The sequence below is a fragment of the Campylobacter sp. 7477a genome (genome assembly GCF_014892335.1).
Classification (GTDB): Bacteria; Campylobacterota; Campylobacteria; order Campylobacterales; family Campylobacteraceae; genus Campylobacter_A; species Campylobacter_A californiensis.
Genome location: NZ_JADBJH010000013.1, coordinates 1 through 21,835 on the forward strand (window position 1 = coordinate 1; position 21,835 = coordinate 21,835).

The 21,835-nt window shown below is 35.9% G+C and carries 27 protein-coding genes and 1 other RNA gene; 19 read left to right on the forward strand and 9 right to left on the reverse strand.

Features of this window, described 5'->3' with window-relative positions; all coding sequences use genetic code 11:
* Both CCAL5182_RS07110 and CCAL5182_RS07115 read right to left on the reverse strand, forming a co-directional pair.
* The coding region (locus CCAL5182_RS07110; RefSeq protein WP_336610624.1) for a hypothetical protein at positions 1-198 on the reverse strand (198 nt) is incomplete at its 3' end.
* A complete protein-coding gene (locus CCAL5182_RS07115; RefSeq protein ID WP_336610625.1) occupies positions 198-416 on the reverse strand; it encodes a hypothetical protein in 219 nt (72 codons plus the stop codon). The genes CCAL5182_RS07115 and CCAL5182_RS07110, both read right to left, overlap by 1 nt.
* 119 nt (positions 417-535) lie before the next feature.
* Here CCAL5182_RS07115 and CCAL5182_RS07120 point away from each other — a divergent pair, with 119 nt between their 5' ends.
* The 3 genes from CCAL5182_RS07120 to rnpB all read left to right on the forward strand — a co-directional run bounded on the left by CCAL5182_RS07120 (position 536) and on the right by rnpB (position 2,489).
* Positions 536-895 (forward strand): helix-turn-helix transcriptional regulator, encoded by a 360-nt coding sequence (locus tag CCAL5182_RS07120; RefSeq protein ID WP_336610626.1) that lies wholly within the window; start codon positions 536-538, stop codon positions 893-895.
* The gene (locus CCAL5182_RS07125) at positions 895-1,548 is read left to right on the forward strand and encodes a hypothetical protein (protein WP_336610627.1); all 654 of its coding nucleotides are present in this window, start codon (positions 895-897) and stop codon (positions 1,546-1,548) included. Before CCAL5182_RS07120 ends, CCAL5182_RS07125 begins: the two co-directional genes overlap by 1 nt.
* A gap of 623 nt (positions 1,549-2,171) precedes the next feature.
* An RNA gene (gene rnpB / locus CCAL5182_RS07130) (RNase P RNA component class A) lies at positions 2,172-2,489 on the forward strand.
* On the opposite strand, the gene CCAL5182_RS07135 is transcribed toward rnpB, so the two are convergent.
* From CCAL5182_RS07135 to CCAL5182_RS07150, 4 genes are read right to left on the reverse strand one after another with little or no spacing between them, the layout of a single operon-like run.
* The gene (locus CCAL5182_RS07135) at positions 2,485-2,715 is read right to left on the reverse strand and encodes a hypothetical protein (RefSeq protein ID WP_169935709.1); all 231 of its coding nucleotides are present in this window, start codon (positions 2,713-2,715) and stop codon (positions 2,485-2,487) included. The two genes, rnpB and CCAL5182_RS07135, sit on opposite strands and share 5 nt — an antisense overlap.
* On the reverse strand, positions 2,715-3,083 hold the full coding sequence (fliS, locus tag CCAL5182_RS07140) for a flagellar export chaperone FliS (RefSeq protein WP_169935711.1): 369 nt from the start codon (positions 3,081-3,083) through the stop codon (positions 2,715-2,717). The genes CCAL5182_RS07135 and fliS overlap by 1 nt, the downstream gene beginning before the upstream one ends.
* A gap of 9 nt (positions 3,084-3,092) precedes the next feature.
* On the reverse strand, positions 3,093-4,859 hold the full coding sequence (fliD, locus tag CCAL5182_RS07145; RefSeq protein ID WP_336610628.1) for a flagellar filament capping protein FliD: 1,767 nt from the start codon (positions 4,857-4,859) through the stop codon (positions 3,093-3,095).
* Positions 4,860-4,862: 3 nt separating this feature from the next.
* Entirely contained in the window at positions 4,863-5,270 is a 408-nt protein-coding gene (locus CCAL5182_RS07150; protein WP_169935715.1) for a FlaG family protein, read from the reverse strand.
* Positions 5,271-5,384: 114 nt separating this feature from the next.
* Between CCAL5182_RS07150 and CCAL5182_RS07155 the strand changes: the two genes are divergently transcribed.
* From CCAL5182_RS07155 to CCAL5182_RS07220, 14 genes are all read left to right on the forward strand, one after another.
* On the forward strand, positions 5,385-5,717 hold the full coding sequence (locus CCAL5182_RS07155; RefSeq protein WP_170000063.1) for an ornithine carbamoyltransferase: 333 nt from the start codon (positions 5,385-5,387) through the stop codon (positions 5,715-5,717).
* Positions 5,714-6,283 carry a 16S rRNA (guanine(966)-N(2))-methyltransferase RsmD gene (gene rsmD, locus CCAL5182_RS07160; protein ID WP_169935719.1) on the forward strand — a complete coding sequence of 190 codons (570 nt, stop codon included), beginning with the start codon at positions 5,714-5,716 and terminating at the stop codon, positions 6,281-6,283. The genes CCAL5182_RS07155 and rsmD overlap by 4 nt, the downstream gene beginning before the upstream one ends.
* Positions 6,284-6,351: 68 nt before the next feature.
* On the forward strand, positions 6,352-7,410 hold the full coding sequence (locus tag CCAL5182_RS07165) for a flagellar basal body P-ring protein FlgI (RefSeq protein WP_336610629.1): 1,059 nt from the start codon (positions 6,352-6,354) through the stop codon (positions 7,408-7,410).
* The gene (locus tag CCAL5182_RS07170; protein WP_169971663.1) at positions 7,410-7,709 is read left to right on the forward strand and encodes a rod-binding protein; all 300 of its coding nucleotides are present in this window, start codon (positions 7,410-7,412) and stop codon (positions 7,707-7,709) included. Before CCAL5182_RS07165 ends, CCAL5182_RS07170 begins: the two co-directional genes overlap by 1 nt.
* Positions 7,710-7,763: 54 nt before the next feature.
* The gene (locus tag CCAL5182_RS07175) at positions 7,764-7,967 is read left to right on the forward strand and encodes a flagellar biosynthesis anti-sigma factor FlgM (RefSeq protein WP_169935725.1); all 204 of its coding nucleotides are present in this window, start codon (positions 7,764-7,766) and stop codon (positions 7,965-7,967) included.
* 14 nt (positions 7,968-7,981) lie between these two features.
* A complete protein-coding gene (locus CCAL5182_RS07180) occupies positions 7,982-8,407 on the forward strand; it encodes a flagellar export chaperone FlgN (RefSeq protein ID WP_169935727.1) in 426 nt (141 codons plus the stop codon).
* A 2-nt stretch (positions 8,408-8,409) separates the two neighbouring features.
* Positions 8,410-10,281 (forward strand): flagellar hook-associated protein FlgK, encoded by a 1,872-nt coding sequence (flgK, locus tag CCAL5182_RS07185; protein WP_336610630.1) that lies wholly within the window; start codon positions 8,410-8,412, stop codon positions 10,279-10,281.
* Complete coding sequence (locus tag CCAL5182_RS07190) at positions 10,278-11,039, forward strand: TIGR02757 family protein (RefSeq protein WP_169935731.1); 762 nt, start codon at positions 10,278-10,280, stop codon at positions 11,037-11,039. The genes flgK and CCAL5182_RS07190 overlap by 4 nt, the downstream gene beginning before the upstream one ends.
* Positions 11,040-11,111: 72 nt before the next feature.
* The gene (locus CCAL5182_RS07195) at positions 11,112-11,645 is read left to right on the forward strand and encodes a superoxide dismutase family protein (protein WP_336610631.1); all 534 of its coding nucleotides are present in this window, start codon (positions 11,112-11,114) and stop codon (positions 11,643-11,645) included.
* 122 nt (positions 11,646-11,767) lie between these two features.
* Positions 11,768-12,529 (forward strand): TSUP family transporter, encoded by a 762-nt coding sequence (locus CCAL5182_RS07200; protein ID WP_169935735.1) that lies wholly within the window; start codon positions 11,768-11,770, stop codon positions 12,527-12,529.
* Positions 12,530-12,643: 114 nt separating this feature from the next.
* On the forward strand, positions 12,644-13,321 hold the full coding sequence (locus CCAL5182_RS07205; protein WP_169935737.1) for a F0F1 ATP synthase subunit A: 678 nt from the start codon (positions 12,644-12,646) through the stop codon (positions 13,319-13,321).
* Between the two features lie 145 nt (positions 13,322-13,466).
* Entirely contained in the window at positions 13,467-14,891 is a 1,425-nt protein-coding gene (gene gatB, locus CCAL5182_RS07210) for an Asp-tRNA(Asn)/Glu-tRNA(Gln) amidotransferase subunit GatB (RefSeq protein ID WP_336610632.1), read from the forward strand.
* 146 nt (positions 14,892-15,037) lie between these two features.
* Entirely contained in the window at positions 15,038-15,928 is an 891-nt protein-coding gene (locus CCAL5182_RS07215) for an NAD(P)H-dependent glycerol-3-phosphate dehydrogenase (protein ID WP_336610633.1), read from the forward strand.
* Positions 15,929-15,942: 14 nt separating this feature from the next.
* The gene (locus CCAL5182_RS07220) at positions 15,943-16,986 is read left to right on the forward strand and encodes a glycoside hydrolase family 3 N-terminal domain-containing protein (protein ID WP_336610634.1); all 1,044 of its coding nucleotides are present in this window, start codon (positions 15,943-15,945) and stop codon (positions 16,984-16,986) included.
* A 27-nt stretch (positions 16,987-17,013) separates the two neighbouring features.
* Here CCAL5182_RS07220 and CCAL5182_RS07225 read toward each other — a convergent pair whose 3' ends face one another.
* Genes CCAL5182_RS07225 through rarD (CCAL5182_RS07235) form a run of 3 tightly spaced genes read right to left on the reverse strand, consistent with a single transcriptional unit; the run spans position 17,014 to position 19,240 of the window.
* On the reverse strand, positions 17,014-17,481 hold the full coding sequence (locus tag CCAL5182_RS07225; RefSeq protein WP_169935745.1) for a hypothetical protein: 468 nt from the start codon (positions 17,479-17,481) through the stop codon (positions 17,014-17,016).
* Entirely contained in the window at positions 17,478-18,356 is an 879-nt protein-coding gene (rarD, locus tag CCAL5182_RS07230; protein ID WP_170000069.1) for an EamA family transporter RarD, read from the reverse strand. Before rarD (CCAL5182_RS07230) ends, CCAL5182_RS07225 begins: the two co-directional genes overlap by 4 nt.
* The gene (rarD, locus tag CCAL5182_RS07235; protein WP_336610635.1) at positions 18,353-19,240 is read right to left on the reverse strand and encodes an EamA family transporter RarD; all 888 of its coding nucleotides are present in this window, start codon (positions 19,238-19,240) and stop codon (positions 18,353-18,355) included. Before rarD (CCAL5182_RS07235) ends, rarD (CCAL5182_RS07230) begins: the two co-directional genes overlap by 4 nt.
* A gap of 149 nt (positions 19,241-19,389) precedes the next feature.
* Here rarD (CCAL5182_RS07235) and CCAL5182_RS07240 point away from each other — a divergent pair, with 149 nt between their 5' ends.
* A complete protein-coding gene (locus tag CCAL5182_RS07240; RefSeq protein WP_169935752.1) occupies positions 19,390-20,730 on the forward strand; it encodes a class II 3-deoxy-7-phosphoheptulonate synthase in 1,341 nt (446 codons plus the stop codon).
* A 143-nt stretch (positions 20,731-20,873) separates the two neighbouring features.
* Positions 20,874-21,830, forward strand: a complete 957-nt coding sequence (locus CCAL5182_RS07245) for an NAD(P)-binding domain-containing protein (RefSeq protein WP_169935753.1) — start codon at positions 20,874-20,876, stop codon at positions 21,828-21,830.
* Positions 21,831-21,835: the final 5 nt, after the last annotated feature.

Below are 21,835 nucleotides of genomic sequence, written 5' to 3' on the forward strand. Positions count from 1 at the left end.
CTTTTTAGCTCTTACGCAAGAGCTAATGTCGGCAATATCAACCTCAAATAGCAACTTTACTCCGCCGCGACTTCTGGTGCCTGCGTCGTTTATACGGATAAATGGGTATTTAGAGGAATTGCGTTGTGCCGATTTTTTAAGGGCTTCAAGACTAGTACTAAAAATTTCAGTAGCTACAGCACTTTCAACATACAGCATTAGCTAGCCTTATCTTCTTGTAATCCGTTTGGTAGCTTTTGGATAATTTTTAACTCCAAAAACAATTCAAATATTTTTCTAGTATTTCCATTGGTGTTTCTTTTGCCTGTCAAATTTCCATTAATAATTTTCCATAGAGTATTTTTATCAATATCATATTTGCGCGCAAAAGCCGAAATATTAATGCTATTGTTATCAAAGTATTCTTTTATTGACATCAGCACTCCTTTTATTGCGTAATAAATTTGTCCAAAAGCCATTTTTTGGATACAATTTAAACAAATTTTGAAGTTATTTTATCCAAATGGATAATAAAAGTCAAGAGTAAGGAAGCTAAATGGATAATATTTTGAAAGAAATAAGAGCCAACCTTGGATATACACAAGACAAGATGGCAGAAAAGCTTGATATACACAAACAGACATATATACGGTATGAAAACGGCTCACGCAAAATACCAAGCCAAGTATTAAAGAAAATTTCTGAAATTAGTGGTGAATCATTAAATTATCTATTTGGATACCAAAGTATTTCTGGAGATCATAACACACAAATTTCAGGTAGCAATATTTCCATAGGAAGCACAAGTGACAGCAAGGAACTTGTAGAGGTTATTGAGCTTCTTAGAAAGTATGGGAACACAAAGCTAATTTCTGACTTAAAAGAAAAGCTACTAAAAATCAAGGAGCTTTCATAATGAATAATGCCAAAGTAAAATCATCATTAGAAAAAATTCTAAAAAATCCAGCAAATAATTTTATCATACAAGGTAGCAATAATAATCAAATCATAGGCGAAAATATACATATAAATCACTATACTTTAAGCGAGAAGCCAAAGGTGCAAAAAATTGTAGAAGACCATCAATATGATAGTAGTATTCATATTTCTCCAGAGCAGCAACAAAAAATACAAGAATTTGTTGAAGATATTGCAAAGATGATGGATGGTTTAGGAAGAGAAAACTACTACCAATTAATATATGGAAATATAAAAAGAAAATTCAAAGTTCCTAAATATTCTTTATTACAACAAACACAATATAACGACGTTAAAAAATATTTATATATAGAAAAAGCTAAATTTAGAAAAAATTTGAGAATATTGGATTCAAAGCGCTTTAAGGAATATACAATAGATGCAATTGTTAAAATTTGGCGTATGTTAGATACTGAAATTGACTTATTTAGTTTTGCAAGTGAAAAATTAAATAAAAAGGTTATTTTGCTTGAGAAGTTATCAATTAATGACATAGATACTTTATACAATAGGGTTATGTATCAAAAAAGAAAAATAGATAAAAATAAGATAAAAATGTCCCTTAATCAAAAAAGTAAAATTTTAAGTTAAAACAATAAAATACATAAATAAAACACGGTGTCCCTTAAATATAATACGATAATATCGGTATTTTAAAGCATTAAGGGACATTAAGCTTTATTAAGGGACATTTTTTTAATAAATTTGTCCCTTAATCATCTAAAATTTTAAGCCAAATTTTTATAGTCAAATATCAAAGCTTTACCATATCGTTAAAATTTTCCTTGATTTTTCCAGCCTTTAAATGGCTTTTAAATGTCGTTTATTTGGGCTTTATAAGCGTTTAAAGAAGTAGTATTTTTCCATCACTTTCGGGACAAAACGGACGATTTGGGATTATAGGGATTTTTTGTTTGAGAAATTTCTTGCATTACAACTGAGAGTGAAGCTCTTTAAATTACCTATTTTAGGCACTTTCATAAAATCATCACTCAAATTTTTCACTCTCATTTTCTTTACCCCCTCACAACATAAGTAGAGCGCTGGTTTTAGAGTATAAATTTATCGATCGTATTTTGCGTCAAGATAAAATTTATATTTATGTTATAAAATTTAACTGTCAGTCAAAACAGTTTGCGCTTAACTTTTAGCATAAATTTGCAAATGACAAAACCAAATAATAATTTTTTAAAGCCTTTTGGTTATAATTTCGCTTGGCACGGTAAGCGATCGCTTGTAAAAGAGGAAAGTCCGAGCTGCAATAAGACAGAGTTCCATCTAACGGATGGCTAGGGTAACCTAAGGGAAAGTGTAACAGAGAGCAGACTTCCGCGAAAGCGGTAAAGGTGAAACGGCGGAGTAAGAGCCCACCGGTACGCTTGGCAACTTGCGTAGCCATATAAACCCAACTCGCAGCAAGAAGGGGTGGTTTTGGTCTTATGATAAAACCCTTCGCTAGAGCTTGTATGTAAATGCAAGATGAGATAAATGATCGCTCAAGACAGAACTCGGCTTATCACCGTGCCTCTATCTATCGCTTATGTATTTTTGTGCATTTTTTAGTTTTGAGATCTCATTTTTGATATGAACGGCTTTTTTGTTAAAAATTTCTTTTGCTTGTAAGATAAGTGCTTCAACCTCTTGTAGTTCACTTAAATTTTTAAAATTTTGCTCATTAAATTTTTGAGATAACTTCTCTAATTTTGATGCGTCTTGGTTTACTAGAGCTGATTTATACTGGTTTATCCACTCGTTCATTACGCTGTTACCTCTCGCCAAGCTTCAGATAGCTGTTTTACGACATTTGTTACTTCGTTTAGTGCATTTATATCGTTATTGATATTTGCTATGGCTAGAAGTTGTATCTGTCTCGCGTATAGTCCGCTAAGGTAGTGTGCAACCTCTCCTTGTGAGTAGTCAAGCGAATTTAACAATTCAACAAATATTGCATTAGCTCTATTTATATAATATACCTTTTTTTCTACGTCGCCGACTTCTATGGCTTTTTTGGTGCGAAATATAAATTTTAAAATTCCGTCATAAAGCATCTCTATAAGCTTAGTCGGAGACTCTATGCCTCCAAAGCTTGACTGTGCGTATGCGTTATATGCTGCTGAGTTATTCATGTTCTTCTCTTACTTGTTTTTATTAAGTTCTGCTTCGATCATGTTTTTGATCGTAGAGAGTTGATTTTCAAGTTCTGCTAGGATCTTGTTATACTGTAAAAATCTCTCTTCCATTATAGAGTATTTTGAGTCCAAACTCTCTTGTGTTCTTGTTTTTTCATCAGTTAGCGACTTGCCTTCGTTTTGAAGTCTTGTTGCAAGCGTGGTTAATGAGCCGTTAGTTCCGATAAAAGTTTGGATCCTATCTGTTAAATTTGTAAACAAACCGCTTGTTGTTATGCTGCTAGGATTTATTGTCGTTGCGCTCATGCCAAGTTTAGCTAAGACATCGCTATCTCCGCCTATGCTTATTTCAGAGCCGTCATTTCTTTTTAGAACGATCCTTTCTTCGCTTGGATCAAGACTGGCTGTAAGACCACTTATGCCGGCGTTATTTATGGCTTCCATTAGAGCGATTGCATTTTGTTTTGCGGTTGCATTTTCGTCAGTACTAAATGATATGGCTGTGCCATTTATGTTGATATCTCCTACCTTGACTTCAAGCTTACCTGCACTGATGCTTGAATTTCCGGTATATGTTATGGTTTGCTGAGTAGTGCTTCCCATAAAGAATTCTTTGACTGCGTTTGGATTTGAATTTAGTGCTGAAAGCAAGCTTGTTTGGTTAAATTCAAGCTGTCCGTCTTCGTTCATGCTAACGCCGAGCTGATTTATATCTAGACCATTTTTATCTTGAGACATTAAAAGACGACTTATACTTGATCTTATGCCGGTTACTTCACTTGTGCCTTGGAAAGAGCCTGTAGAATCGGTATCTTCATCATAGCTTGTCGCTATAGCTAGGTTTTCCGCCATTAGGTTGTAGTCGTTTAAAAATTCTGTCAATGCCTCTACGATTTGCGTGGTATCTTGCGAGATATTAAAAGTAGATCTGCCTGTATCATTAAGCGTTATCGTTACACCAGGGCGAAGGTCGTCAAAGCTGTTTGTATTTCTAGTGACGCTCACGCCATTATAGGTAAAGATAGCGTCTTGCGCCTTTAAAAGTCTGTTTTTCTCTAAATCTGAAGTCATTTTTGGCGTGCCGTCATCATTTAAAACAGCACTTCCGTCTTCGTTTGTTACGGCATATTCTTCATTATCCCATCCAAGAGCTTTTAAAACACCTGAAGTGTCGTTTGAAATTTTAATCTCCTGAGATGCTCCTGTGTCTGCGGATTGTAGTAAAATTTGATATGGATTTGTAGAGCCACCGACGTTTATAATACGAGCTTCTAGCTTGCCGCCACTTACTTCATTTATCTTGTCTATAATATCTTGATATGTGCTTGACTCTTTTACTGATATTGAAAATTTGTCATTGCCGATTTCTATATCAAAAGAGCCGTTTGCAGTTGCTCCGGCTAAACTTGTAGCACTGTAAATTCTGTTACTTTGATAAGTATCTTTTTGTGCTACTTGTTGCACGTCAAGGGTGAAATTTTGTATGCTTACGCCCGCACTTGCAGTTATGCTAGCACTTGTTCCGCTTGAACTAACAGAGCGTTGCAGATAAAGTGTTTCGTTTGTTAGAGCTTTTGCACTAACGTTTACGTTGCTAACTAACGTTCTAATAGCCGAAAGGTCGCTTTTTCTTGTTTGGTTTGCTTCTATTTGTTTTGTTAGCGGGTCTATCTGTGCGGCTTCGTCGGCGGCTTTTAGCTTATCTATAAGTTCGCTATTAAGTATGCCGTCTGTTGTTCCAAAACCTAAATTTGTTACGCTTCCTACTGCCATTTTTTAACTCTCCTTGTCAAAAAGCATACCAATGCTTTCTTTAAAATATTCACTTATTTTAATGGCTTGTTTGCTTGGTATTTGCGCTATATCTTCGCCTGTTTTAGCGTCTTTTACCTGAACTACCATCATGTTTAGTTTATCATTGTATTCAAACCTGACTTTGGCGTCAAGCTGTTCCATTTGGAAATTTAACTTCTCCGTGCTCTCTTTTGTCTTTTTTACAAGATCTTCTTCGCTAAGCTTATCTATCTCTTCCTCGATAACCTCACTTAGCTTTTTACTTGGCTCTTTGTTTACTAAATTCTCTTGAATTTGCGTATCTTCTACCTGCCTTGTTTCTTGTTTGGATTGCGAGATCGAAGCGGTAGAGTCCATGACTTGGTTTGCCGCTACCTTAAAAATTTCCATATCCTCTCCTTGAAATATCCATGATTACAATTTATATCGGGAAAAAACAAAAAACCTTTATAGTGTTTATCTGTTTTTTTGAAAAATTTAGTTAAAATCACAAAAAGGACGGATATGAAAATTTCATTTGAATGCGAATGCATTTTACTTCAAAAGACGCTTCTTATGTTTTGTAAGGATTTTATAGCCGAGCATAAAGATTGCGATTTTGTTGTTTCTGATAGAAAGATTGCAACTCAAAAGCCTCTTTTTTTGATAGGCTCACATATAAATTTGCCTTTTACAAAGCAAAATCTATTAAATTTATTAGAGGAATTTTACTCTGCGATCCAGATAAAACCAAGTGTGCAAGAAAATTTGGAGAAAGACAGTTTGGAAAAAGAGGTTTTGGCTTTGATAGAAGAGTTTAAAAAAGACGTCATCTCGCTTATAAGGTCAAGAAGTTGAGTAAAATTTTTACAACCATTTCAAGCGGTAAATTTAAAGGTAAAAAACTTGAGCTTCCTAGTTTAAAAACAACAAGAAGCACGAAAAGTATCGTCAAAGGTTCATTTTTTGATACTCTTAGAAATGACTTGCGAGGTAAGGTTTTTATCGAGGGTTTTGGTGGAAGTGCAGTTATGGCGTGTGAAGCTCTTAGCAACGGCGCTTTATCGGCAGTAGCTATAGAAAAAGATAAAGCGGCTTTTACCCTTACTAGAAAAAATATGCAAAGTATCGATGAGATAAATTTAAAAGCAGTAAATGCTGATAGCTTTTTGGTTTTACCGGATATCATTGCCTCGCAAAAAAGTCCAGTGCTTTTGTATCTTGATCCGCCTTTTGATATTAGAGACGGTTTTGATGATATCTACGATAAGCTCTTAACTCTTATAAATAGAGTTCAAAAAGATAAAATTTTCATGATAGTTTTTGAGCATATTAGTTCGTTTAAATTTCCTGAAAATATCGGTGACTTTGCTCTTTTAAAAACCAAAAAATTCGGAGCGACAACTCTTTCGTATTTTGGATAATTTATCTTAAATGTGGAACAATTTTTGCTTTTCTTAGCTTAAATCCTAAAATTTAAGCAGGAAATGCAATGAAAAAATTACTTACTTTTGCTGTTTGTATGTCTTGTAGCACTTTGGCTTTTGCGGCGCAAGTTAAAGATATAGCAAGTGTTGTGGGCGTTAGAGATAACCAGCTTATAGGTTATGGCTTGGTTGTAGGACTAAGCGGAACAGGCGATGGAAGTACCTCTGAATTTACGATCCAGTCGCTTTCAAACATGCTTCAAACAGTCAATGTAAAAATAAACCCAGATGATATAAAATCAAAAAATACCGCTGCCGTTATCGTTACCGCAAAGCTTCCTGCTTTTGCAAGACACGGAGATAAGCTTGATGTTACTATTTCTTCTATCGGAGATGCAAAAAGCTTGCAGGGCGGAACGCTTCTTATGACTCCATTAAAAGGAGTAGACGGTGATATATATGCACTTGCGCAAGGCTCACTGACACTTGGAGGCAAAAGCTCCGGTAGAGCAGGAGCTAGCTCAAATCACCTAACTGCAGGAAGTATTTTTGGCGGTGCGCTTGTGGAACGTGAGGTAACATATGACTTTTACAATCAAAACAATATAAATTTAAGCCTAAAAAATACAAACTTTAAAACCGCTCTTGATATACAAAACGCTATAAATGCAAACATCGGAGATGATATAGCTATAGCGCTTGATCCTAGAACGATCTTGCTTAGAAGACCGCAAGATGCAAATATAATAGAGATAGTAAGTAGTGTTCTTGATCTTGAGATCGACTACAAGGCTGATGAGAAGATAGTTGTAGACGAGCGAACAGGAACCGTGGTGAGTGGTATAAATGCCGTTGTAGACCCAGTTGTTGTTACACATGGAGATATCACGATCAAGATTGAGCCAAATTCTTATGAAAATATCGAAGAGGCCGATGTAAATTTACAAAGTGATACAGCTATCTCACCAAATGCAGGACTGCTTAAAATTTCAGGTGAAAAGACAACTGTTGCTAATGTAACTCGTGCATTAAACAGACTTGGCGCTAGTCCTAGCGATATCATAGCGATACTTGAAAATTTAAAAAGAGTTGGCGCGATACATGTTGATTTGGAGGTTTTATAATGCAAATTGATAATACCTTGGCATTAAATTCATACAACAATATAAATGTTGATCAAAAAATTTTAGATAGAAAAAATGATGAACTCTTAAAAGAACAAACTGATGCTTTTGAGGCTTTTATGATAAAGGCTGTTCTTGATATAGCATTAAAAGAGCAAGAAGACGAGAAATCTTTGTTTCCAAAAGAGGCTGGATCTGATATATATAAGTCGATGTATAATGACACAATGAGCCGTGCTTTAAGCGGTGGGCTTGGGTTTAGTGAGCTTTTATTTAATTTTTTAAAGAGAGACTCTTAAGAAATTTAAATTTATGCCGATGTAATGTGTAAGAAACCTAAAAAAGGATACAAAATGATAAGTTCATTAGGCACAAACATCGGCTTTGGTGCAAATTCAGGCATTAAAACGCCTGAAGCTAGAAAAGAGCAGGAGCTATCTACTACTAACGTAGATAAAAATAGCAAAGTTGCTCAGATCGCAGCTGCTATCGCCGACGGAAGTTATGAGATAGATATTTCTAAAACGGCAAAGGCTGTAGCTGACGCGATAGCTTAAGTTAAAGGAAGTAGATGTTAAAGAGGTATTTGGACGAGGCGATAGCAAGTCTTGAAGAGCTTATAAAGGCAACAGTGCAAGACATAGAAAATATAAAAGAGGCAAAGCACTCAACTGTTGATGAGAGCGTGAAGAAAAAGCTATCTTTGGTTCGTGAATTTGAAACAACAAAAAAGGCTTTAGATAAAGAGCTGGTTAAAGTTTCAAAAGAAAATAACACGACCGCGCTTGCTAACGTACTTGACGATGAAGTTAAGTCTAAGCTCGTCCTTATGCGTTCAAAACTTGAAGAGCTACATGTTAAAAATAAAGAATACGCAAGACACGTTGTTGTTGTAAAAGAATTTTTCGACTCTTTAAATAAACAAATTTTTGGTCAAAATTCAAACGAATACGGCTCTACGAATAATTCAAATAATTTATATAAGACAAGGGTTTAGTCATGGCAAATATATTTATGTCTTTAAATACAGGAATTTCAGGACTAAACGCTGCCCAGCTTCAGATAAGCACAACCGGAAATAACATATCAAACGCAGATAGTAACTACTACACAAGACAGCGTGTCGTGCAGTCGGCTGCACCAGCTATGAACACTGTTCCCGGTGGTGTTGGCATGGGAACACAAGTAGATACCATAACTCGTATACATGATGAATTTACCTATTCAAGGCTAAAACTCGCCTCTTCAAATTCAGAAAGCACAGGCTACAAACAAAGAATTCTTCAAGAGATAGCACAAAATTTTCCAGACCTTGATGATAGAGGCATAGTAAGAGATATACAAAACTACTTTGGTGCATGGAATGATTTTGCGTCAAATCCAGACGAAGGCTCACAAAAGGTAAATTTACTAAATTTATCAAGTGTTTTATCTTCAAATTTAAATCAAGCGGCAAAGACGCTAGATAAGATCCAATATGAGATCGACGATATGATAAAGATAAATATCGAAGAGATAAACGATCTTGCCAAGCAAATATCAAATATAAATAAAGAAATTTTGCGCGTAGAAAGTGGCAGAGATGCCGGCATAAAAATAAACGCCAACGATCTTAGAGATAAACGCGACGAGCTTGAGCTTGCCATCTCAAGACTTGTAAATGTTTCAACTTACAAAAGCGATCTTTCTAGCAATTCACAAATCAATACCGGCATAACCGATCAGGGCAGATACTACTCGTTAAATATAGGTGGTGTTAGTATCATAGACGGTGTAAATTTCCACCCACTCTCTATCGATGAGACGGCAAACGGCGGATTTTCACAAATTTATTATGAGCGAGAAGACGGTAAAAGAATTCCGATGGAAAACTATATACAAAACGGTAAAGTCGGCGCTGCTCTTGATCTTCGAGGAAGAAATTACGATACTTCAAGGATGAAATTTACCGACGGCACGGTTCAAAAATACATCGATAACCTTGATACGTTTGCTAAAACTTTGATAGATAATACAAATAATATTTATGCACAGTCGGCAGTTGAAGTTGCCGCAACAGATGAATTTAGCTTTTTGGAAGATTCTAAGACGCTTATGAATTATAATGAAGGCATAAGACAGGGCAGTTTTGATGTTATTGTTTATAATAATCAAGGCGAAGAGATAGCTAGAAAGACGATAAAGATCGACGGAACGACAACTATGAACGACACCACTTACGGTAACTCTATAGTTAGCGACTTTAACTCAAATTCCGACGATAATAACGACAACAACATGACAAACGATGTTAATGACTACTTTTCTGCATCTTATGCGTATGATAAAAACTCAAACAAAGGTTTATTTGCGGTTACGCCAAAATTTGCACAAGGCACGTATAGTATCGCCTTTGTCGATAACGGGACAAATTTCCCAGGAGTGATTGGAGTAAATAAATTTTTTACAGGCGATAATGCGAAAAATATCGATATAAATGATGAATTTAAAACAGACCATACCAAGATAAGAGCTTACTCAAAACCTGTTACGGGCAATAACTCCGTAGCTAACGGCATGGTTCAACTCCAATACAGCAAGCTTACATTCTACTCTAACGGTATTGCAATGGATAGAGAAGAGACGATAGAGGGTTTTTACCGATATGTGACTACGGATATCGCAAGTGACACCGAAAGCAATAACTTGCTAAACGAAACAAACACAAGTCTTATAAAGACGGCTGAGAGTGAATTTCAGTCTATAAGCGGAGTTGATACGAACGAAGAGCTTACAAATTTGATCCGCTTTCAAGCAAGTTACGGTGCCGCAGCTAAGATTATTACGACTGTAGATCAGATGCTTGATACTTTGTTGTCGCTTAAACAATGACTATTAAAGAAGTTCTTAATGCTCATGTTGCTAGTAAAAACAGCGATGATGAGCTTTTCTCTTACGCTGATCCACTTCAAGTAGCAACAAAATTTAAAGAGCCTCATATCGCACTTATCTGCGCTCTTTTTGCTTATGGTAACGCTAAGCTTATAGTGAAATTTCTAAATTCTCTTGATTTTAGTTTACTTGATGAAAATGAAGAGTATATAAAGAAAAATTTGACAAATCACAAATACCGCTTTCAAACCACAGAAGATGTAAAACAAATTTTTATAACTCTTTCAAGACTTAAAAGGCAAGGTGATATAGAGGAGATTTTTAGGCGAGGATTTGATAAAAATCACGCAATGATAGACGCTATAAACGAATTTATTAAATTTATTTACTCGCTAAACTCTTATCGTTCGCAAGGTTATGAGTTCTTCTTTTCAAAACCGTTTGATAAATCCCCAAGCTCTCCTTATAAAAGATATAACATGTATCTTCGCTGGATGGTTAGAGATAGCGATATCGATCTAGGACTATTTAAAAATTTAAACAAAAAAGATCTTTTGCTGCCACTTGATGTGCACACGCATCGAATTTCTCTTGCGCTTGGTCTTTGCACAAGAAAGAGCTATGACTTTCAAACAGTTTTGCAAATCACGCAAAAACTCATAGATTTTGATGAAAATGACCCCATAAAGTATGATTTTTCGCTTTATCGTATAGGACAAAAGTCTGAGCTTAACGAAATTTTTTCAAATATACGATAATTTTATCTTTTTAATAATTTTTATTTACAAATTTAAGTTACTATTTTCTTACTTTATTAAAAAGGAGAGTAGATGAAAAAGATACTTTTAGCAGGCGCTTTGGCTTGTACGGCTTTGTTTGCAAACGAGGTTGTGTTTGACCCAAAATCTCAAGATCACATTGTTATCAACATGGAGCAACTTGGCGAAAAAGGTAATGTTGCCGTAGGCGAAGTTGTTGCTATTGATACTAGTCACGGCGTAGCGTTTTTCCCAAATTTAAAGGGTATCGCAAGCGGAATTCATGGCTTTCACGTGCATGAAAATCCAGATTGCGGTGCAACCGAAAAAGGTCTTGGCATGAAAGCCGGAGGACATTGGGATCCGGAAGGCACTAAGAAACACTCATTTGCATGGGATGACAAAGGACATAAAGGCGATCTACCTGTTTTGATAGTTGATGTTGAAGGTAACGCTCTATATCCTGTGCTAGCACCAAAAATTAAAAGCATAAGCGAGCTAAAAGGTCACTCCTTGATGATACATGTAGGCGGAGATAACCACCATGATCATCCAAAGCCTCTTGGCGGTGGTGGTGCTAGAATGATCTGCGGTGTTATAAAATAACGCGCTTTTTTGAGTTCCTAAACGGAACTCACTCTCTTTCTTTTCTTAAATTTTTCTTTTGCAATTAAATTTTTATATTAAAAACTGTAAAATAAACTCTTTATTTCATAAATGAGGTTAGTATGGAGTTTGATCTTATAGCTTATTGTGTATTTTTTGCCGCTGCATTTTTGGGTGGTTTTGTTGATGCTATCGCAGGTGGCGGAGGTCTTATAACCTTACCGGCCATCATGGCGATGGGTGTTCCTCCTCATGTCGCCCTTGCAACAAACAAACTCCAAGGAAGTTTCGGAAGTTTTACTGCCGCATTAAATTTTAGCTTAAAAGGCATGGTTGATTATAAAGAAATTTGGATCGGTATTGTTTTTGCTTTTATAGGGGCATGTATCGGCACGGCTCTTATTTTGGTGCTTGATGCTAAATTTTTGCAAGTAATCATACCGTTTTTACTGATCGCGATATTTATATACACTCTTTTTGCTCCAAAAGTCGGCGAAGAGGACAGAAAAGCAAGGATGAATATCCGCGCGTTTTATATATCCTTTGGTCTTGCACTTGGTTTTTACGATGGATTTTTCGGACCAGGAGCAGGGTCGTTTTGGACATTTGCCATAGTAGTCTTAATAGGCGCAAACATGAAACGAGCCGTTGCACATACAAAAGTTTTAAATTTTGTTAGTAATATCGTATCTTTAGGTGTATTTATCATCGGCGGACATGTGCTTTGGATAGTTGGCGTATTGATGGGTATTGGACAAATTTTAGGTGCATACATTGGGTCAAATATGGTTATAAAAAAAGAGGTAAAATTTATACGAACGATGTTTTTGATAGTCGTCGGTGCTACAATTTTAAAGCTCATTTATAGTTATTTTATGGGTTGATGCGATTAAATTTTAGCTAAAAGACCAAAAATAGCCTAAAAATTTAAAAGCTTAAAAAACTTTTAACAATATTTTTGATAAAATCACGACAAAAATTTTCAATAAGGTTGATGAATGAAAGATATTTTTCTTTTTTCGGATTTGATTTATCATAGCCATGCATTTGTGTATGCTTTTCACTTTTGTTTGGTTGCTATCATTGTAGTTTTAGTGGCTAAACTTGCAACAGCTAAAATGCAATTAGTTCCACGCGGTCTTCAAAATATAGTAGAGGCTTATCTTGAGGGCGTTGTGTCAATGGGTAAAGATACTCTAGGTAGTGAAGAACTTGCTCGCAAATATCTTCCGCTTGTTGCAACTATCGGTTTTATCGTATTTTTCTCAAATGCTATCGGTATAATTCCTGGTTTTGAGTCTCCGACATCAAGTCTAAATTTAACTCTAACTCTTGCTCTTGTTGTTTTTGTTTATTACAACTATCAAGGTATAAAAAAGAATGGTTTCTTTAAATACTTCGCACATTTTATGGGACCAAGTAAGGTGCTTGCTCCGCTTATGTTTGTGGTTGAGATTATTTCACACTTATCACGTATTGTTTCGCTTTCTTTCCGTCTTTTCGGTAACATAAAAGGCGATGATCTTTTCTTATTGGTTATGCTAACTCTTGCTCCTTGGTTTGCTCCGCTTCCGGCTTATGCGTTACTTACGCTTATGGCTGTGCTTCAAACCTTTATCTTTATGATGCTAACTTATGTTTATTTAGCTGGCGCTGTAGCTATAGAAGAGCATTAAAATTTTAAGCCACTTTTTGTGGCTTTTCTTCTTTTTTACTTAAATTTTTTACCTTAAAAACTCGATTTTTAGATATTTTAAAAGAAATAACTGATACAATACACTCTAATTTTTTTTGCATAAATTACGCTAATAAAGGTTTATTATGTTTGAAGTCGTTATCGGACTTGAAGTTCATACTCAATTAAATACAAAAACAAAAATTTTCTGCTCTTGTTCAACAAGTTTTGGAGATGAGGCTAATACTCACGTTTGCCCAACTTGTCTAGCTCTGCCAGGAGCATTACCTGTTTTAAATAAAGAAGCCGTAAAAAAGGCTATAAGTTTTGGCACGGCGGTCAATGCAACCATAAATAAAAAATCTGTCTTTAATAGAAAAAACTATTTCTATCCAGATCTTCCAAAAGCTTATCAAATTTCGCAGTTTGAAATTCCTATAGTTGAAGGCGGAAAACTGTTTATAGATGTTAATGGTGAAAAAAAACGTATCGGTATAACAAGAGCGCACCTTGAAGAAGACGCAGGTAAAAACATTCATGAGGACGGCAGAAGTTTAGTCGATCTAAATCGTGCTGGAACACCTCTTCTTGAGATAGTAAGCGAGCCTGATCTTAGAAGCTCGGACGAGGCTGTGGCATATCTTAAAAAGCTTCATTCTATTTTGAGATTTTTAAATATAAGCGATGCGAATATGCAAGAGGGTTCGTTTCGTTGTGACGCAAACGTTAGTATCCGTCCAAAAGGCGATACAAAACTTTATACGCGCGTTGAGATCAAAAACCTAAACTCTTTTAAATTTATACAAAAAGCGATTGATTACGAAGTAGAGCGCCAAAGTATAGCTTGGGAAGATGGCAAATATGACGAGGAGGTTTACCAAGAAACACGTCTTTTTGATACAAATAATTTAGTTACACGCTCAATGCGAGGCAAAGAAGATAGCGCAGAGTATCGTTATTTCCCAGACCCTGATTTGCTTCCTGTAGAAGTTAGCGATGAGATGTATAATGAAGCTATTAAAATTCCTGAACTAGCAGATGAGAAAGTCGCAAGATACCAAAGTGAATTTGGCATAAAAGAAGATGATGCACTAAATTTAGTTAGCACAATCGAGATGGCTAGGTATTTTGAAGAGCTTGTTGGAGCTAAAATTTCGCCAAAACTTTGTGTAACTTGGTTACTGGTTGAGCTTAGTGGACGTCTAAAAAACGGTGTGACTATCGAGACCAGCCCCATAAATAGTGCAAAAATGATAGAATTTTTAACTCGCATAGAAGACGGCACTATAAGCGGCAAAGCGGGAAAAGAAGTACTTGACTATCTAATGGAAAACCCAAGCGAAAAAGTAGATGAGGTAATCGAAAAACTAGGCTTAAAACAAGTTAGCGATGACGGTGCGATACTTGAGATAATAGACAGAATTTTAGGCGCTAACGGCGATAAAGTTGCCGAATACAAAGCAGGAAAAGAAAAGATGTTTGGCTTTTTTGTCGGACAGGTCATGAAAGAGGGCAAGGGTGCGTTTAACCCTGGCAAAGTAAACGAGCTTTTAAAGTCAAAATTAGCTTAATGGTATAGTATCGCCCTTGTTCTAAAAAATTTGATCACGAGAGCTAATGATAAATAGTTATTTTGGTCTTGGGTCAAATTTTTACTTATTTTAAAATACGCCTTTTGTTTATGCTTGGTGTTTGAAATTTTATTAAAAGAGAGATTATGAAGATAGCAGTTATTGGAGCCGGTAAATGGGGAAGTGCGCTTTTTCACGCTCTTAGTGAGAAAAATGAATGTGTCATAAGCTCTAGAACGCCTCGTGATATTAAAATTTTTGTAAGCTTAAAAGAGGCGCTTGAATGCAAATATCTTGTTTTTACTATACCAACTCAAGCTATTGCGCAGTGGCTTGAGCAAAATTTTAAATACAATGGTCAAAAAATTTTAGTTGCCAGTAAGGGCATCGAGACCAAAAGTTCAAGCTTTTTAAATGAAATTTATCAACGATATGTTCCAAAGGAAAATTTAGCTTTTCTATCCGGACCTACTTTTGCAAAAGAGGTTGAAAAGAAGCTTCCATGCGCTCTTGTGATAAGCTCGGTTAATCAAAACCTGGCTCTTGAATTTGCAGGATTTTTTCCTAGCTACATAAAGGCTTATGCCTCAGATGATGTTATAGGTGCTGAAATTTGTGGCGCTTATAAAAACGTGATCGCTATCGCAGGAGGAATTTGTGACGGACTTGGACTTGGCAATAATGCTCGCGCTAGTCTTATCTCAAGAGGTCTTGTCGAGATGGCTAGATTTGGCAAATTTTTTGGTGCAAAAGACGAGACATTCTTGGGTCTTAGCGGAGCGGGAGATCTTTTCTTGACAGCATCAAGCGTTTTATCAAGAAACTACCGTGTAGGTATCGGACTGGCTAAAAATGAGAGCTTGGAGAAAATTTTAAACGAGCTTGGAGAGGTTGCTGAGGGCGTAGAAACGGCTAGGGCTATTTTAAAGATAGCTAAAGAAAATGACATCTACACTCCTATCGCATGCGAAGTCGTTAAAATGCTTGATGGAAAAGACGTTTACGAAAGTGTTCGATCTCTTTTAGAAAAACGATAAATTTGAGATAAAGTATGAAATTTTTATATTTGTTATTTGCGTTTTTTAGCGTGCATTTGTGTGCAAGTGAAGTTAGTCTTAGAGCTATGGCATCGCAAATGGTTATGGTCGGCTTTCACGGTTCAAATTTAAAAGATACTAATGTTAAAGCTATGTTAAGCGATGCCGGTTACGGACGCTTTGGCGGAGTTATGCTTTTAGCTAGAAATGTTAGTGATAAAGAAAATTTAAAAGCTTTAACAAAAGCCATAAAAGAAAAAAATGGTAAAATTTTCATAGCTATTGACGAAGAGGGTGGCAACATCAGTCGTTTAAAGTCACTTGGTTTTACCTACCCGAGTGCGTTTGAAGTGGCTCAAACTCTTAATATCAGCCAGACTTATGAGATGTATGTCAAGATGGCTAGAAATTTAAAAGAACTTGGTATTAATCTAAATTTTGCTCCCGTTCTTGATCTACACGATATAAATTCTCCGATAATTGGAGCAAAAGAGCGTGCTTATAGTCAAAATGCAACAAAGGTAAGTTTTTATGCCAATTCTTTTTTAAGGGCATTTGCTAAAGAGAAAGTTTTAACAACTTTAAAACATTTTCCCGGTCATGGCAGCTCTGTGCAAGACTCTCATAAAGACAAGACTGTTGTTGCGCTAGATAGTGCTGCACTTTTGCCTTATGAAGACGCTATAAATAAAAATTTAGCCGATATCGTTATGGTCGGACACTTGTATGTTGATGGTTTAGATGTAACTCAGTCTGCCACCTTTTCAAAAAAAGTTATAAATGATCTACTTCGCAAACAGCTTGGTTTTAAGGGTGTTGTTATAAGCGATGACATGCTTATGAAAGGCGTTGGAGAAGGCGCACTTAAAGATAAGATCGTTAAATTTATAAATGCAGGAGGCGATATCTTGCTTTTTAGTGAATTTAAAATTTCAAAACAACGCACTGCAGAGATCGTTGTGCAGCATATAATTGACGGCGTAAATGAAAAAAAGATAAGCAAGGAGCGTATAAAAGCCTCTTATGATCGCATAATGGCTCTAAAAAAGAAAATTTAATAAGAAGCTTGTCTTGTTAAATTTATCTTATAAATTTTCAAAGTGTTTTTCTAAATTTAGCCTTGTTCGATCATTTATTGCTTGTGCTTCTTTGAAATTTTCATCTACCAAAACCTCTATCCTGTTTAGAATTTCAAACAGTTGGGCTTCCCATTGTTGCGCATCTTTGTTTGCATTCATGGTTTGGATAAATGTTAGTTTTTTACTGATATTGCTTAGCTCTTCTAAAAATTTATCTCTATTTTCTTCGTTTTTTAAGATATCGTTATTTAGTGCATCTTGCCTTAATAAGCGAATTTCATTATCTATAGCGTCACAAAAACCTTGATAATTTTTAGAATTTTGTTTGTTTGTGTTATTTGCTGTGCCACTACCGCTAATGGGTTTTAAAGCTTCTTCTTTGTCGAGTTTTCTTGTTAGTTTTTGTATCTGAAAAAACAAAAACATAGCCGCCGCTATAGCCAAAAATAGATAAAAACCTATATCGTCATTCATTTGTGTCCTTTTTTGTATTTGTAAAATCCTTCAAGCGTTATTATAGCAAGTGCGACCCAGATTAGGCAAAAAGAGATGATTTTATAAATTCCTACACTTTCGCCGTATAAAAATATCGCCAAAAGTATGGAAATGCTGGGATTTATATACTGCAAATACCCCATGGTGCTTAAATTTATACGTGTGGTTGCTGCACTAAAAAGCAGCAAGGGCACAACTGTAACAGGACCGCAAAGTATCAGTAAAAAGCCGTTTAAATCAGCCATAAAATGACTTTGAGAACTATGCAAAAGATATAAAAAGTAAGTCATGGCAATTGGCGTAATCAGTAAATTTTCTACAAAAAGTCCCTCAAGTGCTGCAACCCTTATCTTTTTCTTGATGAGCCCGTAAATTGCAACTATAGTTGCTAAAAGAATGGAGAGAACAGGCAAGGAGCCAAGTGTTAAGCTTTGGATCAAGATAGCTAAAACCACAAAAAAGACGGCAACTTTTGCACCGTTTGTTATATTTTCTTTAAGAGCAAAGCAGCCAATAAGTATAGAAAGCAAGGGGCTTATGAAATTTCCAAAACCTGCTTCTAAAACAAGCCCTGCATCTACGGCATAAACAAATATACACCAGCTTGAGCTAAGTAAAAGCCCGCTGATAAACAGCCAAAATGTTACATTGAAATTTAGTAAAATTTTAATCAAAGATGAAATACGTTTTAGATATACCAAAACTAAAAGTAGCACTAAAACTGACCAGAGCACTCTGTGAGCTACTATCTCATATGGATTAACTCCATTAAATTGTTTAAAAAATACAACCAAAAAGCCCCATAGGCAAAATGCGCTAATGCCAAAAATAAGACCTAGTCGTTCTTCTTTCATGACTTTGACTTTGTGTTTATCATAGTACTAAAACCACTTAAAAATAGTGCGATCCATATAAGAACAAATGAAATCCCTCTGTAAAATCCAAGCTCTTCATGAAATAAAAACACACCGCATAGCATAGAGAGGGTGGGAGAAAGATACTGTATATAGCCGATCGTGCTTAAATTTATACGGGTAGTGGCAGCATTAAATGCCAGTAATGGCACGACGGTAGCGATACCTGAAATTATCATAATGGTTGTATTTGTGCCGTTTGTGAAGTGGTTTTGCGAGATCAAGGATAGATAAAAAACATATCCAAGTGCAAAAGGCAAAACAAGTAAGGTTTCTATAAAAAGCCCTTCAAGCGCAGCGACTCTTATCTGCTTTCTAACAACTCCGTAAAGCGCAAATGTTATCGGCAAAAGCAGTGATATAACAGGAAGTGCTTTTATGGCATAAATTTGAACCCCGATGGCAAATATCACGATAAATATCGCAATGGCTGAAATCTTACTTATCTTCTCTTTAAAGACTAAAAATCCAAATATAATGTTCATTAACGGGTTGATAAAATACCCCAAACTAGCCTCTAAAATTTTATCATTAGCTACTGCGTATACGTAAACTCCCCAGTTTGCACTAATCAATAAACCGCTTAAAAAAAGAGCCTTTCTTGTGCTTTTATTTTGAAGTAAAATTTTAATATTTTGAAGTTTTTTGATAAACAAAAGAACGATCGACATGAAAAATACAGACCAAATTATACGGTGAGCTAAAATTTCATACGCGCTTACACTTTCGTCAAAAAGCTTAAAAAATATCGGAAAAAATCCCCAAATAATAAACGAACTTACGGCATAGAAGAAGCCCTGTGTTTTTTGATTTTTAATGTCCATTTGTTACCTTGAGAGTGTTAATGTTTTCAGTTTAAGTGCGAGATTATAGGGCTTTTATGTTTAAGAGTTGATTAATGTAAAATTTAGAATTTACTTTAAGTTTTAAGTGCTATAATCGTGAGATTAAATTTAATCAATAAAGGTTTTTTATGAGTTGGAGTCGTGACAGTTGGAGGAAATACAGGGCTTTACAGCAGCCTGTTTATCCGAATTTAGATGAGTTGAGAGATGTTGAAAATAAACTTAAAACCCTTCCGCCGCTTGTTTTTGCGGGTGAGGCTAGAAAATTAAAAACAGAGCTTGCAAAAGTTTGCGATGGTAACGCATTTTTGCTTCAAGGCGGGGATTGTGCCGAGAGCTTTTTAAATTTAGGCGCAAATAACATAAGAGATATGTTTAAGCTTTTGCTTCAAATGGCTATTGTTTTGACATTTGCAGGAGGCTGCCCTATCGTCAAAGTAGGGCGTATGGCAGGACAGTTTGCAAAGCCTAGAAGTAGTGACTTTGAAGAGGTGGCAGGAGTAAAGCTTCCTAGCTATCGTGGAGATATCATAAATGGCTTTGAATTTAACGAAGCGGCTAGAATTCCTGATGCAAAACGCATGATAGAAGCTTACTATCAAAGTGCATCAACAATGAACTTACTTAGAGCGTTTTCTCGCGGTGGTTTGGCTGATTTGCATCAAGTGCATAAGTGGAATTTGGGCTTTATTAAAAAGCCTGATATCGGCGAAAAATATGCACAACTTGCCGATGAGCTAACCAAAACTCTTGCCTTTATGGCAGCTTGCGGGCTAACGTCTGAAAATACTCCTACGCTAACTCAAACAGCTGTTTATACCTCACATGAGGCGCTTTTGTTGCCTTATGAAGAGGCTATGACTAGAGAGGATAGCTTGACCGGAGATTGGTATGATTGTTCTGCACACATGCTTTGGATAGGTGAAAGAACCAGGGGTGTAGATGACGCTCACGTACATTTCTTAAGTGGTATAAAAAATGCCATCGGTGTTAAGATCGGACCTACGGCTACGGCTCAAGATATCATCGATCTATCAAATAAACTTAACCCAGAAAATGAGGTTGGCAGACTAAATGTCATCATCCGTATGGGGGCTGATAAGATAGAGAAAAATTTACCTCAAATTTTGCGCGAGCTAAAGAGAGAAGGATTAAATATACTTTACAGCATAGACCCTATGCATGGCAATACCGTAAAAAGCTCGAATAATTATAAAACACGCGAATTTGATAAAATCATAAGCGAAGTTAGAAGCTTTTTTGAGATACACAAGGCAGAAGGAACTCATCCTGGTGGCATACATCTTGAGATGACGGGACAAGATGTTACCGAGTGTACCGGCGGAACACTAAACGTAACAGAACAAAGCCTAGAAGAGCGCTATGAAACACAATGTGACCCTCGCTTAAATGCCGATCAAGCGCTTGAGCTTGCATTTTTAATCGCAGACTTCCTAAAAAAAGCTTAACAACATAATTTTAGTGCAAATTTTTTGCACTAAAATTTCTCTTTTCATATTTCCCAAATTATACTTTAGCTAATAAATTTTCTTAGTTTTTAATCTTTTTTTTTGTTAAATTCATAGGTTATTTAATGTTTATGGAGAAAAATATGCAAAATATTTATGATTTAGTCGTAGTCGGCGGTGGTCCTTGCGGTATAGCGACGGTTGTTGAGGCTAAAAGAAACGGACTTCATAATGTTCTATTGTTAGAAAAAGGTGATAATCATAGTCAAACTATAAGAAAATTTTATAAAGACAATAAACGCGTAGATAAAGAGTATAAGGGGCAAGATAGCACTATTCACGGAGTTGTTGCGTTTGAAGATGGAACAAAAGAGAGCACACTTGACTTTTTTGATAAGCTTTTAGATGAAGAAAAGATTAAGGCTATATTTAACTCCGAGGTTGAAAGTATCAAAAAAGACGGTGATCTACTTAACGTGACAACTGCAAATGCAACCTTTAAGGCAAAAAGCGTAATGATATCTATCGGCAAAATGGGCAGGCCAAATAAGCCGGATTATAAAATCCCGCCTTCACTAAACCAAGTGATAAATTTTAACCTTGATAACTGCACTAAAGGCGAGAAGGTTTTGGTTGTAGGAGGTGGAAATTCTGCCGTTGAATACGCGATTGAGCTTTGTTTATATAACAAAACTACGATAGCTTATAGAAGAGATGATTTTTCACGTGTAAACGAAACAAACAAAGATGCTTTGTGGGAGCTTGAAAAACATAAAAAGATCAAAGTCCGTTTAAATCACGATATAACAGAGTTAGAAAACGAAAGTGGACGTGTTAGAGTGCACTACTCAAACGGTAAAATTCGTGTATATGACCGCGTTGTTTATGCCATAGGAGGCTCAAGTCCGGTTGATTTTTTACAAAAATGTCAAATCGCAATGGACGAAAAAGGCAATCCAATAGTCGATGAGAAATATCAAAGCAATATACCGTCGCTTTATATCGGAGGAGATATAGTTCTTAAAAACGGCGGCTCAATAGTTGCCGCACTAAATCACGCGCATGTCGTAGTAAAAGATATTATTGCCAAAAGAGGATAATAGGC

Bases quoted from the DNA above. Each gene is read 5' to 3' on its own strand.
- rarD (WP_170000069.1), bottom strand. From the start codon at position 18,356: ATGAAAGAAGAACGACTAGGTCTTATTTTTGGCATTAGCGCATTTTGC.
- CCAL5182_RS07245 (WP_169935753.1), top strand. From the start codon at position 20,874: ATGCAAAATATTTATGATTTAGTCGTAGTCGGCGGTGGTCCTTGCGGT.
- CCAL5182_RS07240 (WP_169935752.1), top strand. From the start codon at position 19,390: ATGAGTTGGAGTCGTGACAGTTGGAGGAAATACAGGGCTTTACAGCAG.
- CCAL5182_RS07125 (WP_336610627.1), top strand. From the start codon at position 895: ATGAATAATGCCAAAGTAAAATCATCATTAGAAAAAATTCTAAAAAAT.
- CCAL5182_RS07135 (WP_169935709.1), bottom strand. From the start codon at position 2,715: ATGAACGAGTGGATAAACCAGTATAAATCAGCTCTAGTAAACCAAGAC.
- CCAL5182_RS07205 (WP_169935737.1), top strand. From the start codon at position 12,644: ATGAAAGATATTTTTCTTTTTTCGGATTTGATTTATCATAGCCATGCA.
- gatB (WP_336610632.1), top strand. From the start codon at position 13,467: ATGTTTGAAGTCGTTATCGGACTTGAAGTTCATACTCAATTAAATACA.
- CCAL5182_RS07225 (WP_169935745.1), bottom strand. From the start codon at position 17,481: ATGAATGACGATATAGGTTTTTATCTATTTTTGGCTATAGCGGCGGCT.
- CCAL5182_RS07165 (WP_336610629.1), top strand. From the start codon at position 6,352: ATGAAAAAATTACTTACTTTTGCTGTTTGTATGTCTTGTAGCACTTTG.
- CCAL5182_RS07150 (WP_169935715.1), bottom strand. From the start codon at position 5,270: ATGGAAATTTTTAAGGTAGCGGCAAACCAAGTCATGGACTCTACCGCT.
- CCAL5182_RS07170 (WP_169971663.1), top strand. From the start codon at position 7,410: ATGCAAATTGATAATACCTTGGCATTAAATTCATACAACAATATAAAT.
- CCAL5182_RS07175 (WP_169935725.1), top strand. From the start codon at position 7,764: ATGATAAGTTCATTAGGCACAAACATCGGCTTTGGTGCAAATTCAGGC.
- rarD (WP_336610635.1), bottom strand. From the start codon at position 19,240: ATGGACATTAAAAATCAAAAAACACAGGGCTTCTTCTATGCCGTAAGT.
- CCAL5182_RS07195 (WP_336610631.1), top strand. From the start codon at position 11,112: ATGAAAAAGATACTTTTAGCAGGCGCTTTGGCTTGTACGGCTTTGTTT.
- CCAL5182_RS07215 (WP_336610633.1), top strand. From the start codon at position 15,038: ATGAAGATAGCAGTTATTGGAGCCGGTAAATGGGGAAGTGCGCTTTTT.
- CCAL5182_RS07180 (WP_169935727.1), top strand. From the start codon at position 7,982: ATGTTAAAGAGGTATTTGGACGAGGCGATAGCAAGTCTTGAAGAGCTT.
- CCAL5182_RS07200 (WP_169935735.1), top strand. From the start codon at position 11,768: ATGGAGTTTGATCTTATAGCTTATTGTGTATTTTTTGCCGCTGCATTT.
- CCAL5182_RS07120 (WP_336610626.1), top strand. From the start codon at position 536: ATGGATAATATTTTGAAAGAAATAAGAGCCAACCTTGGATATACACAA.
- flgK (WP_336610630.1), top strand. From the start codon at position 8,410: ATGGCAAATATATTTATGTCTTTAAATACAGGAATTTCAGGACTAAAC.
- CCAL5182_RS07190 (WP_169935731.1), top strand. From the start codon at position 10,278: ATGACTATTAAAGAAGTTCTTAATGCTCATGTTGCTAGTAAAAACAGC.
- fliD (WP_336610628.1), bottom strand. From the start codon at position 4,859: ATGGCAGTAGGAAGCGTAACAAATTTAGGTTTTGGAACAACAGACGGC.
- CCAL5182_RS07220 (WP_336610634.1), top strand. From the start codon at position 15,943: ATGAAATTTTTATATTTGTTATTTGCGTTTTTTAGCGTGCATTTGTGT.
- CCAL5182_RS07155 (WP_170000063.1), top strand. From the start codon at position 5,385: ATGAAAATTTCATTTGAATGCGAATGCATTTTACTTCAAAAGACGCTT.
- fliS (WP_169935711.1), bottom strand. From the start codon at position 3,083: ATGAATAACTCAGCAGCATATAACGCATACGCACAGTCAAGCTTTGGA.
- CCAL5182_RS07115 (WP_336610625.1), bottom strand. From the start codon at position 416: ATGTCAATAAAAGAATACTTTGATAACAATAGCATTAATATTTCGGCT.